This is a genomic window from Vibrio splendidus (assembly GCF_003345295.1).
GTDB lineage: Bacteria > Pseudomonadota > Gammaproteobacteria > Enterobacterales > Vibrionaceae > Vibrio > Vibrio splendidus_K.
In genome coordinates this window covers 499,277-513,936 of sequence record NZ_CP031055.1, presented here as the reverse complement: position 1 = coordinate 513,936, position 14,660 = coordinate 499,277, and the positions used below count along the sequence as shown (strand labels likewise).

11 protein-coding genes and 19 tRNA genes are annotated in these 14,660 nt (G+C 44.1%); 28 read left to right on the top strand and 2 right to left on the bottom strand.

All coding sequences use genetic code 11. From position 1 onward, the window contains the following. Positions 1 to 10 precede the first annotated feature (10 nt). Positions 11 to 1,270, bottom strand: a complete 1,260-nt coding sequence (gene hemA, locus DUN60_RS02255) for a glutamyl-tRNA reductase (protein ID WP_114633079.1) — start codon at positions 1,268 to 1,270, stop codon at positions 11 to 13. Between the two features lie 160 nt (positions 1,271 to 1,430). Here hemA and lolB point away from each other — a divergent pair, with 160 nt between their 5' ends. From lolB to DUN60_RS02130, 25 genes are all read left to right on the top strand, one after another. Then, positions 1,431 to 2,078, top strand: coding sequence for a lipoprotein insertase outer membrane protein LolB (lolB, locus tag DUN60_RS02250; protein WP_114633078.1), 648 nt, complete (start codon positions 1,431 to 1,433; stop codon positions 2,076 to 2,078). Next, on the top strand, positions 2,075 to 2,950 hold the full coding sequence (ispE, locus tag DUN60_RS02245) for a 4-(cytidine 5'-diphospho)-2-C-methyl-D-erythritol kinase (RefSeq protein ID WP_162808204.1): 876 nt from the start codon (positions 2,075 to 2,077) through the stop codon (positions 2,948 to 2,950). The genes lolB and ispE overlap by 4 nt, the downstream gene beginning before the upstream one ends. Positions 2,951 to 2,977: 27 nt before the next feature. After that, positions 2,978 to 3,922 carry a ribose-phosphate pyrophosphokinase gene (locus tag DUN60_RS02240; RefSeq protein ID WP_012603389.1) on the top strand — a complete coding sequence of 315 codons (945 nt, stop codon included), beginning with the start codon at positions 2,978 to 2,980 and terminating at the stop codon, positions 3,920 to 3,922. A gap of 223 nt (positions 3,923 to 4,145) precedes the next feature. Next, complete coding sequence (gene pth / locus DUN60_RS02235; RefSeq protein ID WP_114633076.1) at positions 4,146 to 4,736, top strand: aminoacyl-tRNA hydrolase; 591 nt, start codon at positions 4,146 to 4,148, stop codon at positions 4,734 to 4,736. Positions 4,737 to 4,746: 10 nt separating this feature from the next. Next, positions 4,747 to 5,838, top strand: coding sequence for a redox-regulated ATPase YchF (gene ychF / locus DUN60_RS02230; protein WP_026012356.1), 1,092 nt, complete (start codon positions 4,747 to 4,749; stop codon positions 5,836 to 5,838). Positions 5,839 to 6,118: 280 nt separating this feature from the next. After that, a tRNA-Met gene (locus tag DUN60_RS02225) sits at positions 6,119 to 6,195 on the top strand. Between the two features lie 68 nt (positions 6,196 to 6,263). Next, positions 6,264 to 6,348, top strand: a tRNA-Leu gene (locus tag DUN60_RS02220). A 29-nt stretch (positions 6,349 to 6,377) separates the two neighbouring features. Beyond that, positions 6,378 to 6,452: transfer RNA gene (locus DUN60_RS02215), tRNA-Gln, on the top strand. Positions 6,453 to 6,529: 77 nt separating this feature from the next. Continuing rightward, positions 6,530 to 6,606, top strand: a tRNA-Met gene (locus DUN60_RS02210). A 91-nt stretch (positions 6,607 to 6,697) separates the two neighbouring features. Beyond that, positions 6,698 to 6,782: transfer RNA gene (locus tag DUN60_RS02205), tRNA-Leu, on the top strand. A 29-nt stretch (positions 6,783 to 6,811) separates the two neighbouring features. Then, a tRNA-Gln gene (locus DUN60_RS02200) sits at positions 6,812 to 6,886 on the top strand. A 68-nt stretch (positions 6,887 to 6,954) separates the two neighbouring features. After that, positions 6,955 to 7,039, top strand: a tRNA-Leu gene (locus tag DUN60_RS02195). 51 nt (positions 7,040 to 7,090) lie between these two features. After that, positions 7,091 to 7,167 (top strand) — tRNA-Met (locus tag DUN60_RS02190). Positions 7,168 to 7,244: 77 nt separating this feature from the next. Next, a tRNA-Leu gene (locus tag DUN60_RS02185) sits at positions 7,245 to 7,329 on the top strand. Positions 7,330 to 7,358: 29 nt separating this feature from the next. Then, positions 7,359 to 7,433: transfer RNA gene (locus tag DUN60_RS02180), tRNA-Gln, on the top strand. Positions 7,434 to 7,501: 68 nt separating this feature from the next. Further along, positions 7,502 to 7,586 (top strand) — tRNA-Leu (locus tag DUN60_RS02175). Positions 7,587 to 7,615: 29 nt separating this feature from the next. After that, positions 7,616 to 7,690, top strand: a tRNA-Gln gene (locus DUN60_RS02170). A 68-nt stretch (positions 7,691 to 7,758) separates the two neighbouring features. Further along, positions 7,759 to 7,843, top strand: a tRNA-Leu gene (locus DUN60_RS02165). Positions 7,844 to 7,872: 29 nt separating this feature from the next. Further along, positions 7,873 to 7,947: transfer RNA gene (locus tag DUN60_RS02160), tRNA-Gln, on the top strand. Between the two features lie 68 nt (positions 7,948 to 8,015). Beyond that, positions 8,016 to 8,100, top strand: a tRNA-Leu gene (locus DUN60_RS02155). A gap of 29 nt (positions 8,101 to 8,129) precedes the next feature. Continuing rightward, positions 8,130 to 8,204, top strand: a tRNA-Gln gene (locus tag DUN60_RS02150). 68 nt (positions 8,205 to 8,272) lie between these two features. Continuing rightward, positions 8,273 to 8,357, top strand: a tRNA-Leu gene (locus DUN60_RS02145). Positions 8,358 to 8,408: 51 nt separating this feature from the next. Continuing rightward, positions 8,409 to 8,485, top strand: a tRNA-Met gene (locus DUN60_RS02140). Between the two features lie 77 nt (positions 8,486 to 8,562). Further along, a tRNA-Leu gene (locus tag DUN60_RS02135) sits at positions 8,563 to 8,647 on the top strand. Positions 8,648 to 8,804: 157 nt separating this feature from the next. Beyond that, entirely contained in the window at positions 8,805 to 9,851 is a 1,047-nt protein-coding gene (locus tag DUN60_RS02130) for a lactonase family protein (RefSeq protein WP_114633075.1), read from the top strand. 71 nt (positions 9,852 to 9,922) lie between these two features. Here the strand turns inward: DUN60_RS02130 and DUN60_RS02125 are convergent, their stop codons facing one another. Then, positions 9,923 to 11,098 carry a 2-octaprenyl-3-methyl-6-methoxy-1,4-benzoquinol hydroxylase gene (locus tag DUN60_RS02125; RefSeq protein ID WP_114633074.1) on the bottom strand — a complete coding sequence of 392 codons (1,176 nt, stop codon included), beginning with the start codon at positions 11,096 to 11,098 and terminating at the stop codon, positions 9,923 to 9,925. Between the two features lie 308 nt (positions 11,099 to 11,406). On the opposite strand from DUN60_RS02125, the gene miaB reads away from it, so the two are divergent. From miaB to ybeY, 3 genes are all read left to right on the top strand, one after another. Then, on the top strand, positions 11,407 to 12,831 hold the full coding sequence (miaB, locus tag DUN60_RS02120) for a tRNA (N6-isopentenyl adenosine(37)-C2)-methylthiotransferase MiaB (protein ID WP_004735256.1): 1,425 nt from the start codon (positions 11,407 to 11,409) through the stop codon (positions 12,829 to 12,831). A 163-nt stretch (positions 12,832 to 12,994) separates the two neighbouring features. Then, positions 12,995 to 14,116 (top strand): PhoH family protein, encoded by a 1,122-nt coding sequence (locus DUN60_RS02115; RefSeq protein WP_017087693.1) that lies wholly within the window; start codon positions 12,995 to 12,997, stop codon positions 14,114 to 14,116. Continuing rightward, positions 14,117 to 14,578 carry an rRNA maturation RNase YbeY gene (gene ybeY / locus DUN60_RS02110; protein ID WP_065113503.1) on the top strand — a complete coding sequence of 154 codons (462 nt, stop codon included), beginning with the start codon at positions 14,117 to 14,119 and terminating at the stop codon, positions 14,576 to 14,578. The last annotated feature ends 82 nt before the right edge of the window (positions 14,579 to 14,660 follow it).

The window sequence follows — 14,660 nt, the reverse complement described above, 5'->3', positions numbered from 1 at the left end:
AGGTCGAATATTATTGAGGGTTTTCTAAGCCCAAACTCTGTCTAATGACCATTAATTTTGCAGGTTCTCCTTGCTCAGCTGCACTTTGAAGTGCACGCGTTGGAGCATGGATCAATTTGTTTGTGAGCTTATTACTTAGCTCAAGTAAGACTTTCTCAGGGTCACCGCCAGCGGCAAGTGATTGTAAACTCTTACTTAATAAATCTTCTCGGATTTCATTGGCCGATTTACGGTAATCACGAATACTGTCTACCGCTTGCAGTGAACGCATCCAACTCATAAACGCGGCGCTTTCTTCACTAACTATTGCTTCAGCTTGAATCGCTTCTACTTTTCGTTGTTCAATATTGCCATCAACGATCGACTGCAAATCGTCAACGGAATATAGGTAAGCATCATTCAGATCGCCGACCTGAGATTCCACATCACGAGGAACCGCAATATCAACCAACAACATAGGTTGATGCTTTCTTGTCTTCAGTGCGGTTTCAACCATGCCCTTGCCAATAATAGGCAACGGGCTTGCAGTTGAGCTGATCACGATATCCGCTCTATGCAAATGGTCAGGAATCTCATTCAGGCTGATCACTTCAGCACCAAACGCTTCAGCTAGCCCTAAAGCACGCTCACGAGTTCGGTTAGCCACTATCATCTTAGTGCAGCCATTCGCAGAAAGGTGTTTAGCCACCAATTCAATCGTCTCACCCGCACCAACCAATAACACGGTTGAATCAGCAATCGACTCAAAGATGTGTTTAGCTAACGTACAGGCCGCGTAAGCAACAGATACCGCGCTTCCGCCAATTTCAGTTTCAGTTCGAACACGCTTGGCGACAGAAAATGATTTCTGGAACAGTTTTTCCATTGAAGCATCAACAGATTTGTTCTCTCGCGAGTCCGTATAAGCTTGCTTCACCTGACCTAAGATCTGCGGCTCACCCAATACCAAGGAGTCCAAACCACAAGCTACGCGCATTAAATGTTTAATCGCGGCCTGCTCTTCATGGATATAAATGCTGGGTTTTAACTCTTCAGGGCTAACTTGATGGAAAACAGACAACCAATCGATGAGCTTGTTTTTTGCCACGCCTTTGACGTCACAATACACTTCAGTTCGATTACAGGTAGAAAGTATGACACTTCCATTTACGTGTGCATTTGCGTTAAGTTGCTTGAGTGCCTCAGATAATTTATCTGGACCAAAAGCGACTTTTTCTCGCAATTCAACCGACGCTGTATTGTGATTGATACCTACGGCAAGCAAAGACATGTATCAGAAGTTCTCGATCAGGGAATGGAAACAAGGGGCGAATTTTACTTGATGCATGGCTCTATTTAAAGAGCAAGCGGGATTTGTTTTCCTGACTTCGTGAATTCAATGCTATAGTTGAGACGTTTTTTAGATAAATTTGAACAAGTTGTGAGCAAATATGAGCAAGCTTCGTAAAATCACGTCTCTTATTTTTATAACCATAATTATGGTGGGTTGCTCGTCTATCCCAGAACAACCGACCAGCGTCGAGTGGCAAAGTCACCAAGATCGGCTTTTACAGATAGAAAACTATCAAGCCTCAGGCAAGCTCGCTTACATTTCTCCAGAGCAACGCCAAAGCCTAAATTTCATTTGGAAGCATTCACCAAATCAGAGTCAATTGAGGCTCACTACTTTCCTTGGTCAAACCGCCTTGAACCTCACAATTGACAGTTCGGGTGCCAAGGTAGTCACTTATGATGATAAGGTGTTCACTCACGCAAGTGCATCTGTATTGGTCGAGCAACTTACTGGATTACAGATTCCCATTGACCATCTACCACAATGGTTCCTTGGCATTCCAGACCAAGCCGATAGCTACCAATTGAACACCACCAACACGCTTGAATCTCTCACCAAACAAGTTAGCAACCAACTATGGACACTGAATTTTGATAACTATCGAAATACAGAGATGCCGAGTAAACTATTATCTGGTGAAGACAACACTAAGGTAGAGACAATCCCACTCCCTACTCGTTTGTCATTCAAGCAAGACGAGAACAAAATCAACATTGTAGTTTCGAAGTGGACACTGAAAAAATGATAACAACACCAACCCATTGGCCCTCTCCGGCTAAACTGAATTTATTTCTCTATATCACAGGTCGACGTGACAATGGCTATCACGAACTTCAGACCCTATTTCAGTTTGTCGACTTTGGTGATGAACTCACGGTTACCGCAAACCGAGAAACAAGCTCAATAACCATCACACCAGAGATTCCAGGGGTTGCGACAGAAGATAACCTAATTTGGAAAGCCGCTACTGCCCTTCAACAATATACATCGACGACTTTCGGTGCGGATATTGAGTTAAAGAAAGTGCTTCCTATGGGAGGTGGCATTGGTGGAGGTTCTTCAAATGCCGCAACCGTGTTGGTCGCTCTCAACCATTTATGGCAACTCAACCTGTGCGATGATCAGTTAGCAGAGATTGGCTTAAAGCTTGGTGCAGACGTTCCGGTCTTCGTTCGAGGCCACGCCGCCTTTGCTGAAGGTGTTGGTGAGCAATTACAACCCGCTAATCCGGATGAGAAATGGTATCTCGTTGCTAAACCTCAAGTGAGCATAGCAACTGTAGACATATTCACACATTCAGAATTAACTCGAAATACGCCGAAGCGAGCACTATCAACGCTTCTAGAGCAAGAATACGTAAACGATTGCGAAAAAATTGTGCGAATGCTGTACCCAGAGGTTGATAAGCAACTTTCATGGCTGCTACAATACGCGCCGTCGAGATTGACTGGTACTGGTTCGTGCGTTTTTGCTGAATTTAGCAGCAAAAAAGAAGCCGAATCGGTGCTAGAGCAACTGTCTGACACAGTTTCCGCGTTTATCGCTAAGGGACGAAACATTTCGCCTTTAAAAGAAACTTTGGCTGAATACCAATCAGCCCACCCACAATCTATTTAAAACTGGACGCAACCCGAGGTTTCCACCGTGCCTGATATGAAGCTATTTGCTGGTAACGCAACACCTGAACTAGCCCAACGTATTGCTGATCGTCTATACATCTCTCTTGGAGATGCTACTGTAGACCGTTTTTCTGATGGCGAAGTCGCTGTACAAATCAATGAAAACGTTCGTGGTAGCGATGTATTCCTGATTCAATCAACTTGTGCACCAACCAATGACAACCTTATGGAATTGGTGGTAATGATTGACGCAATGCGCCGTGCTTCTGCTGGCCGTATTACTGCTGTAATCCCTTACTTCGGTTATGCCCGTCAAGATCGTCGTGTACGTTCTGCTCGTGTGCCTATTACTGCAAAAGTTGTTGCAGATTTCCTTTCTAACGTTGGTGTTGACCGCGTTCTTACTATCGACCTACACGCAGAGCAAATCCAAGGCTTCTTCGATGTACCTGTTGATAACATCTTCGGCACTCCAGTTCTTCTAGAAGACATGGCTAACCGTGGCCTAGAAAACCCAGTAGTGGTTTCTCCAGACCTTGGTGGTGTTGTACGTGCTCGTGCAACCGCTAAAGCGCTAGGTGATGTTGACATCGCTATCGTTGATAAGCGTCGTCCACGTGCTAACGTTTCTGAAGTAATGAACCTGATCGGTGATGTTGAAGGTCGTGACTGTGTTATCGTTGATGACATGATCGATACTGGTGGCACACTGTGTAAAGCAGCTGAAGCGCTTAAAGAGCGCGGTGCTAAGCGTGTATTCGCTTACGCTACTCACGCTGTATTCTCTGGTACTGCTGCAGAAAACATTCGTAACTCAGTTCTAGACCAAGTTATTGTTACAGATTCAATCAAGCTTTCTCCAGAGATGGCTGCGACAGGCAAAGTGACTGAGCTAAGCCTTTCTCGCATGCTTGCTGAAGCAATTCGCCGCATCAGCAACGAAGAATCAATCTCAGCGATGTTTAACTAATCAAAGCTCTATAGCTTTGTTGTAGAAAAGCTTTGTTTTAGAACTCGTGAGAGAGACACATTAAGCACTTCATTGAATGAAGTGCTTTTTTTATGTCTAACCAATATTAAGCCGCAATTCACCACAGTCAGGAATCATCGTGTTGCTATCAGCTAGCTCGCACCTTTTTCATAAACTGTGATATCATACGGCGCTTTTTGAAATCCCAAGAGAGATCCATACCTTGAGCCAACAAATAAAACTTCTCGTTGGACTGGCTAATCCAGGTCCAGAATACGCCAAAACTCGCCACAATGCGGGTGCTTGGGTAGTTGAAGAATTAGCGCGTGTACATAACGTGACACTAAAGAACGAACCAAAGTTCTTTGGCCTAACGGGTCGTATCATGGTTCATGGTGAAGATCTTCGCTTGCTGATCCCAACGACTTTTATGAACTTGTCAGGCAAAGCTGTTGCTGCCTTAGCAAAGTTCTACCAAATTAAACCAGAACAAATCATGGTTGCTCACGATGAGTTAGATCTTCCTCCTGGTATTGGAAAGTTTAAAAAAGGTGGTGGTCATGGTGGACATAATGGTCTGAAAGACATCATCAGCAAGCAGGGTAACAATAAAGAATTCTATCGTCTTAGATTAGGCATTGGCCATCCAGGACACAAAGATAAAGTTGCAGGTTATGTATTAGGCAAAGCTCCTGCGAAAGAGCAAGAGTGTATCGAGGCTGTCGTTGACGAATCGGTTCGTAGCCTAGACATCTTATTAAAAGATGGCCTACCAAAAGCACAAAATCGCTTACATACGTTCAAAGCAGAATAAGGTTTATATCATGGGTTTTAAATGTGGCATCGTTGGTCTACCAAACGTTGGTAAGTCAACTCTGTTTAACGCACTGACTAAAGCAGGCATCGAAGCAGCAAACTTTCCATTTTGTACAATCGAACCAAACACAGGTATCGTTCCGGTTCCAGATCTACGCTTAGATGCATTAGCAAAAATTGTTAATCCACAGAAGATCCTTCCAACGACAATGGAATTCGTAGATATCGCAGGCCTAGTTGCTGGCGCATCTAAAGGTGAAGGTCTAGGTAACAAATTCCTAGCTAACATCCGTGAAACTGATGCTATCGGTCACGTTGTACGCTGCTTTGAAAACGAAAACATCGTTCACGTTTCAGGCAAAGTATCTCCAATCGAAGATATCGAAGTGATCAACCTTGAGCTTGCTCTTGCCGATCTAGATAGCTGTGAACGTGCAATCTTCCGTAATGCTAAAAAAGCAAAAGGCGGAGATAAAGACGCTAAATTTGAAACTACAGTTCTTGAAAAGCTTCTACCTATCCTGACTGAAGGTGGTATGGCTCGTACTGTTGAACTTGGCAAAGAAGAAGTAGCAGCAATCGACTACCTTAACTTCCTAACGCTTAAGCCAACAATGTACATTGCAAACGTTGCTGAAGATGGTTTTGAAAACAACCCTTACCTAGACGCCGTTCGCGAATATGCAGAAAAAGAGAACAACGTTGTTGTTGCTGTGTGTGCTGCAATCGAATCTGAACTTTCTGAGCTTGACGATGAAGATCGTGAAGAGTTTCTAGCTGACATGGGTATTGAAGAACCAGGCCTTAACCGAGTGATCCGCTCTGGTTACGAGCTACTGACTCTTCAAACTTACTTTACTGCCGGTGTTAAAGAAGTTCGAGCTTGGACTATTCCTATCGGTGCAACAGCGCCGCAAGCAGCTGGTAAGATCCACACCGACTTCGAGAAAGGTTTCATCCGTGCAGAAGTAGTTGGCTACGAACATTTCATCGAGTTTGGCGGTGAAAGCGGAGCAAAAGATGCAGGTAAATGGCGTCTTGAAGGCAAAGAATACATCGTTAAAGATGGTGACGTAGTTCACTTCCGCTTCAACGTATAATTCTGATTAAACATCTAGAAAAAAGGCCAGTGAATTCACTGGCCTTTTTGTTTTCCCCCTTTAGAAATAGCCCCACATCCAAAACTTAACTTCCTATATATATCGCCTTTTAGACCTGTTTTTTGTCGACAAATACACCTCTTTGCCTAAAAAGAAACCGAACAGATGTTTATTCGCGATTTATTCAAAAAAAAAGTTGACGGGTTTCGCTCAACTCCGCATAATGCGCCCCGTTCACAACGAAGCGGCAACGTCTCGAAATGAGCAACAATTTGGAAATGGCTACTTAGCTCAGTTGGTTAGAGCACATCACTCATAATGATGGGGTCGCAGGTTCGAATCCCGCAGTAGCCACCATTTCCTAAGCACTCTGTTTGTTATTAAACATCTATCTCTTAACAACAAAGAGTTTTTAGGAAAGTAAAGCGGTCGTGGCGGAATTGGTAGACGCACCAGATTTAGGTTCTGGCGCCGAGAGGTGTGAGAGTTCAAGTCTCTCCGACCGCACCATATTGAGATATCTTAATTGATATCATTGTTGGGCTATCGCCAAGCGGTAAGGCACTGGCTTTTGATGCCAGCATTCCCTGGTTCGAATCCAGGTAGCCCAGCCACAATTTAAAGTGTAATTATCTTTAAAAAGATAATGGCATTGGAAGCGAGATTATATTATATTACTTCGCTCTCAGATGGCTACTTAGCTCAGTTGGTTAGAGCACATCACTCATAATGATGGGGTCGCAGGTTCGAATCCCGCAGTAGCCACCATTCTTTCTTTATGAAAGAAGAACAAACAACGTTACTTAGACAAACCATAAGTCTTCTTAACTATACTCTTCGCTAGAGTAAAAGCTTTGCTGCGGTCGTGGCGGAATTGGTAGACGCACCAGATTTAGGTTCTGGCGCCGAGAGGTGTGAGAGTTCAAGTCTCTCCGACCGCACCATTATTTAGATGTCTTAATTGATATCCTGTTGGGCTATCGCCAAGCGGTAAGGCACTGGCTTTTGATGCCAGCATTCCCTGGTTCGAATCCAGGTAGCCCAGCCATTACAACGTTACTTAGACAAACCATAAGTCTTCTTAACTATACTCTTTGCTAGAGTAAAAGCTTTGCTGCGGTCGTGGCGGAATTGGTAGACGCACCAGATTTAGGTTCTGGCGCCGAGAGGTGTGAGAGTTCAAGTCTCTCCGACCGCACCATTATTTCTCTTTAATTAGAGATAAAATAGTGAATACATAAAATTCATTATTGGCTACTTAGCTCAGTTGGTTAGAGCACATCACTCATAATGATGGGGTCGCAGGTTCGAATCCCGCAGTAGCCACCATTCTTTCTTTATGAAAGAAAAAGTACAAACAACGTTATATTGAATCACCAATGTCGATATAACTATAAAGATTTGCTGCGGTCGTGGCGGAATTGGTAGACGCACCAGATTTAGGTTCTGGCGCCGAGAGGTGTGAGAGTTCAAGTCTCTCCGACCGCACCATTATTTAGATATCTTAATTGATATCCTGTTGGGCTATCGCCAAGCGGTAAGGCACTGGCTTTTGATGCCAGCATTCCCTGGTTCGAATCCAGGTAGCCCAGCCATTACAACGTTACTTAGACAAACCATAAGTCTTCTTAACTATACTCTTTGCTAGAGTAAAAGCTTTGCTGCGGTCGTGGCGGAATTGGTAGACGCACCAGATTTAGGTTCTGGCGCCGAGAGGTGTGAGAGTTCAAGTCTCTCCGACCGCACCATTATTTAGATATCTTAATTGATATCCTGTTGGGCTATCGCCAAGCGGTAAGGCACTGGCTTTTGATGCCAGCATTCCCTGGTTCGAATCCAGGTAGCCCAGCCATTACAACGTTACTTAGACAAACCATAAGTCTTCTTAACTATACTCTTTGCTAGAGTAAAAGCTTTGCTGCGGTCGTGGCGGAATTGGTAGACGCACCAGATTTAGGTTCTGGCGCCGAGAGGTGTGAGAGTTCAAGTCTCTCCGACCGCACCATTATTTAGATATCTTAATTGATATCCTGTTGGGCTATCGCCAAGCGGTAAGGCACTGGCTTTTGATGCCAGCATTCCCTGGTTCGAATCCAGGTAGCCCAGCCATTACAACGTTACTTAGACAAACCATAAGTCTTCTTAACTATACTCTTTGCTAGAGTAAAAGCTTTGCTGCGGTCGTGGCGGAATTGGTAGACGCACCAGATTTAGGTTCTGGCGCCGAGAGGTGTGAGAGTTCAAGTCTCTCCGACCGCACCATTATTTAGATATCTTAATTGATATCCTGTTGGGCTATCGCCAAGCGGTAAGGCACTGGCTTTTGATGCCAGCATTCCCTGGTTCGAATCCAGGTAGCCCAGCCATTACAACGTTACTTAGACAAACCATAAGTCTTCTTAACTATACTCTTTGCTAGAGTAAAAGCTTTGCTGCGGTCGTGGCGGAATTGGTAGACGCACCAGATTTAGGTTCTGGCGCCGAGAGGTGTGAGAGTTCAAGTCTCTCCGACCGCACCATTATTTCTCTTTAATTAGAGATAAAATAGTGAATACATAAAATTCATTATTGGCTACTTAGCTCAGTTGGTTAGAGCACATCACTCATAATGATGGGGTCGCAGGTTCGAATCCCGCAGTAGCCACCATTCTTTCTTTATGAAAGAAAAAGTACAAACAACGTTATATTGAATCACCAATGTCGATATAACTATAAAGATTTGCTGCGGTCGTGGCGGAATTGGTAGACGCACCAGATTTAGGTTCTGGCGCCGAGAGGTGTGAGAGTTCAAGTCTCTCCGACCGCACCATCATTGAATGAAACCCAGCTTTTTAGCTGGGTTTTGTTTTATCTGGAGTATGTAAATCTGCAAGCCAAGTCACCAAGTATTCTCTTCTATAACCTCACTTTTACTGCGATTTTATTAGACAATGTCTGCTCCATTTCCTAACTGAGTATGACTACCTATGAAAACCCTCCCTTTAACGATCGGTTGCTACACAGATTCTCCAAGTAATAGCCAAGGTGTCTATCAAACTCAGTTAGATCTAGAAACAGGAAAACTATTACCTCTAGAGCTTATTGCCGAATGTCATAACCCCTCTTTTATCACCGCGACAAAGTCTGGTATCTATACAGCAGCTGAGGTTGAGCAAAAGAAACAACCGAAGCTCATTCATATACCTAATGTTGACTCACAAATCACGTCCAATACAGGCCTCATCTCGGGGGATCACCCCTGCCACGTTGCGATAGATCCCCACAATAAGTTTGCTATTACATCGCAATACTCGTCAGGGACATTCGATATCTTTAGTTTAAGTATCAATGGTAATATCGATAAACGACTCAAAACACTCAAAATGGTTGGCTCAGGGCCGAACAAAGAAAGACAAACTGGCCCATATGCTCATCAAAGCCTTTTCCTGAATAACTCTCCGCAGTTTGTTACCGTCGATCTCGGAGCCGATCGAATCAACTTCTATTGCTTCGACGAAGAACAAGAAGAATTCCTTGATGAGCCAATGCAGTCTATTAAAGTGCCAGCAGGGAATGGACCTCGTCACCTAGTCTTTAACCAAGCTGAAGATAAAGCCTATGTGGTGTGTGAGCTCTCGGAGACGATATTGATTTTGGAGAAGTCTTTAGGGCTGTGGAATATTGTGGAAGAGGTTGACGCACTTCCTAATACGGAGAAAGGAGAAGCCGCGGCTGCAATTAAGCTATCGCCAGATGAGCAATTCCTTTACGTATCTTGCCGACATCAATCAAGAATCAGTTGTTTTCGAATAGATTCAACTACTCAAAAGCTCATATTTATGGACAGTTACGATATTGAAGGCAAGTTCCCTCGCGACTTTCATATCACTAATGACGGACAATGGCTTATCTCCGCAAACCAGCACTCCAACAACCTCACGTCATTCAAACGAAATGTTGAAGATGGCTCTCTGACCTATACCGATTACTCGTTAGACCTTGATGCACCAGTTTGCGTCACTCAGCAACAATAAGCATTACAACAAAAACAAAAAAGGAGAGCATCGGCTCTCCTTCTCTATATAAACAACCTGATCTAACCGTTTTAAAGGCCCAAGGCGTATTTCAAGACTTGAGCTTTAATCGGCCCTGAGTTTTCTGCTAACTTTAGTGCAGCATTGCGGACAAACTTTAACGGGCCAATGTCATTACTGAACGTTTTATAGAAGAAGTCCATGCCACTTTGCATCATTAGATTGTCACCTCTTCTGATCACTTCATAGCGTCTCGCCACAGATTGATTCAATTCACCTTTCTCTTTGGTGATATCCAATAGTGCAGCCACATCTTTAAAGCCCAAGTTAACACCCTGACCTGCTAGAGGGTTAATCGTATGTGCCGAATCTCCAACCAGAATACAATTGTTCTTAGCGTAAGATTGCGCATGACGACGAGTGAGAGGGAACGAACCAGAGTTGAGGACTTTGATGTCTCCCAGTTCCGGAGGGAAGTTAGCGAGTACTTCATTACGCAGCTTTTCAGGGCTCATCGATGATAATTGTTTTATACGAGATGGGGAGTCATACCAAACCAACGATCCCTGCCCGACTTCTTGACCGTCAGAGGTTAGAGAACACAATGGCAAAAATGAACGAGGACCACTTGGTAGGAATTGCTGCCAAGTAATATCTTGTTGAGGCTGTTCGGTTTCGACATTGATAAGCATGCAGTGCTGTCGGTAATCCCAAGCTGTAATGCCAATTCCAGCTTGCTGACGAACGGCTGAGTTCGCGCCATCAGCACCAACCACCCACTTCGCTGATAACTCAGCTCCTGATTGAAGCTTAACGATATTGGTCTCACCAAACTCAATCTCATCCAGCTTTTCTGGGCATAACAGTTCGAGATTGTCGTAGGCATCAAATTGAGACCATAATCCTAGTTGAATGAGCCTATTCTCAACAATATAGCCTAGACGAGGCAGATCCAGTGATGCAGCATCAAATCGAGTACGACACTCTGGATGCTCCCACGTTTCTAAACGCTTGTAAGAACAGACGCGCATCGCTGCGATACTTTGCCACGCACCAAGACCTTCAAGTAAATCGACCGATGCTTGAGAAATCGCAGACACACGAGTATCCATCGCTTGTGACTCATCAAAAGCTTGTGGGGCAAAACCTTCGATCACCGCAACACTCAGCCCTTGCTTTGCAAAGCCGACCGCTGTTGCTGCGCCAACCATGCCGCCACCGACTACCACAATATCGTAACTGTTCATATTTTGTACTTATCAGTTTGATTCTTTGACTGTTTTTGATTGTACTTTTTCATAACTAACTTGTAACCAAAAACCTTATTCGAAAAAAGGGTTATCCCTTATGGTATATGGCGTTAGCAATAATAAAAACCACTACATAAGAGATTTGTTCAGACTACTAGTCAGTCGGTTTTGAAACCAGTACAATACGCCGCTTGCCGCTAGAGCCAGTCATAAAATTGAATACCGAATTATGACAAACAATGCTGGCGGATGAATAATGGGCGATTTGCTCCCTTAAATTAAACTAACGATCGAGCGAACATATAATGAGTAAGAAACTGCTAATTAAAACTTGGGGCTGTCAGATGAATGAATACGATTCATCAAAAATGGCCGACCTGCTTAACGCTGCAAATGGCTATGAGCTAACTGAAGTACCTGAGGAAGCAGACGTACTACTATTGAATACTTGTTCTATCCGCGAAAAAGCGCAAGAAAAAGTATTCCACCAGCTTGGTCGTTGGAAAACGCTTAAAGATAAAAAAGAAGGTGTGGTGATCGGTGTGGGTGGCTGTGTAGCAACTCAAGAAGGTGATCACATTCGTCAACGAGCACCGTACGTAGACGTTATCTTCGGCCCACAAACATTACACCGTCTGCCAGAGATGATTAAGTCATCACTGTCTAACGAAAAGCCAGTAATGGATATCTCATTCCCTGAGATCGAAAAGTTCGATAACTTGCCGGAACCTAAAGCAGACGGTGCAACAGCCTACGTTTCTATCATGGAAGGCTGCTCTAAGTACTGTACTTACTGTGTTGTGCCATATACTCGTGGTGAAGAAGTTAGCCGTCCAATGGATGATGTGCTCTACGAAGTTGCACAACTGGCAGAGCAAGGCGTACGTGAAGTAAACCTACTAGGCCAAAACGTAAACGCATTCCGTGGCCCTACTTACGAAGGCGACATCTGCACATTTGCAGAACTACTTCGCCTAGTTGCGTCTATCGATGGTATCGACCGTATTCGTTTCACTACAAGCCACCCGCTTGAATTTGGTGACGACATCATTGAAGTTTACAAAGATACGCCAGAGCTAGTGAGCTTCTTACACTTGCCTGTACAAAGTGGTAGTGACCGTATTCTTACGATGATGAAACGCCCGCATACGGCAATCGAGTACAAGTCTATTATCCGCAAACTGCGTAAAGCTCGTCCTGATATTCAAATCAGCTCTGACTTTATTGTAGGTTTCCCTGGTGAATCTAAGCAAGACTTCCAAGATACAATGAAGCTAATTAAAGAAGTTGATTTCGATATGAGCTTCAGCTTTGTTTTCTCTCCTCGTCCAGGTACACCTGCCGCAGATTACCCATGTGATGTACCAGCACAAGAGAAGAAAGATCGCCTGTGGGAGCTGCAACAGACAGTAAACACACAAGCTATGCGTTTCTCTCGCCTAATGCTAGGTACAGAGCAGCGTATCCTTGTTGAAGGTCCATCAAGAAAGAATCTAATGGAACTGCGTGGCCGTACTGAAAACAGCCGTGTTGTGAACTTCGAAGGTTCTGCAGACCTAATCGGCCAGTTCGTAGACGTGAAGATCACTGAGGTTTACACCAACTCACTACGTGGTGAGCTAGTTCGCACAGAAAAAGACATGGGTCTACGCGTTGTAATGACTCCAGCAGAAATGATGGAAAAAACAAAACGTGAAGACGAGCTAGGTGTAGCCACGTTTACGCCATAGGTAATACAACTGTTTGAGCACAAAGCTCAAACACAAAGCTTGAAATTACCTAACTAAGTGACCATCTTAGAAATAGGGATATCACCATCCAGAAGCCCGGTCTAAATCGGGCTTCTTGCTCTTTTTTTATTTAAGAGTGAGTGGCACAAAATGAGAGGCTAATTTGAGCAATAAAATCGTTACCTTAGAGATAAATCTAGAGCCAGCAGACAACAAGCGCTTGGCAAGTTTATGCGGACCATTCGACGACAACATCAAGCACCTTGAGCGTCGCCTTGGTGTAGAGATTAATTACCGTAGCAACTTTTTCACCATTGTCGGTAAGCCTCACACAACTGCCGCAGCTTTAGACATCATCAAACACCTCTATGTTGAAACGGCTCCAGTTAAAGGCAACATAATCGATATCGAACCAGAGCAAGTACATCTGGCGGTCACTGAGTCTGGCATTTTGGAGCAACACGTCGAGTCTGAAATCGACTACGGCAAAGAAGTGACCATTAAAACTAAAAAAGGCGTCATCAAACCACGCACACCAAATCAAGCTCAATACCTAATGAACATGGTCACTCATGACATCACCTTTGGTATTGGACCTGCTGGTACTGGTAAAACATACTTAGCTGTTGCGGCTGCGGTTGATGCACTTGAACGCCAAGAGGTTCGCCGAATCCTACTGACTCGCCCCGCTGTTGAAGCCGGTGAGAAGCTTGGTTTCCTACCGGGTGATTTAAGCCAAAAAGTAGACCCATATTTGCGTCCACTTTACGATGCATTGTTTGAGATGCTTGGCTTCGAGCGTGTTGAGAAACTGATTGAGCGCAACGTGATTGAAGTTGCGCCACTGGCTTACATGCGTGGTCGTACATTAAATGATGCGTTTATCATTCTTGATGAGAGCCAAAACACCACGGTAGAACAGATGAAGATGTTCTTAACCCGTATCGGTTTTAACTCACGCGCTGTGATCACAGGTGATATTACGCAAATCGATTTACCTCGAGGAGCTAAGTCAGGTCTGCGTCATGCAACTGAAGTACTCAACGAAGTGGATGACATTAGCTTTAACTTCTTCATGTCCGAAGACGTCGTTCGCCACCCTGTCGTTGCTCGTATCGTCAATGCGTACGAGAAGTGGGAAGCAAAAGACCAGAAAGAGCGCAAAGAGTTTGAAAAGCGCAAACGTGAAGAGCGTGAAGCCAAACTTCTTGAAGCTCAGCAAGCCGTTACGACACAATTAGCAACACAAAATAGCTCTGTAATTACAGAACAAGGTGATAAATAGATGTCTATTGAACTAGACCTGCAAATAGCGGTCGAAAATGAGCAAGGACTTCCAACTGAGCAAGATATTCAGCTTTGGTTAGATAAGACAATTCCTCAGTTTCAAGAGAATGCCGAGCTCACCGTTCGTATTGTTGATACAGAAGAGAGCCACCAGCTCAATCATGATTATCGTGGAAAAGATAAGCCAACTAACGTGCTGTCTTTCCCATTTGAAGCACCACCAGGAATGGAATTAGATCTACTGGGTGACCTCATTATTTGCCGCCAAGTTGTCGAAAAAGAAGCAGAAGAGCAAAATAAGCCTCTGCTAGCACACTGGGCTCATATGGTTGTACATGGCAGTCTGCATCTGCTAGGTTATGATCATATCGAAGATGATGAAGCTGAAGAGATGGAGTCACTCGAAACAGAAATCATGCAAACTATGGGGTTTGAAGACCCGTATATTCTAGAAAAGTAAATTGATTCTAGTAAAGTAGGTTGCAGAGAAACAATAACTCATCGAACCTGTGATTTTCGCAGGAATCTGAGTTGTAACGTGT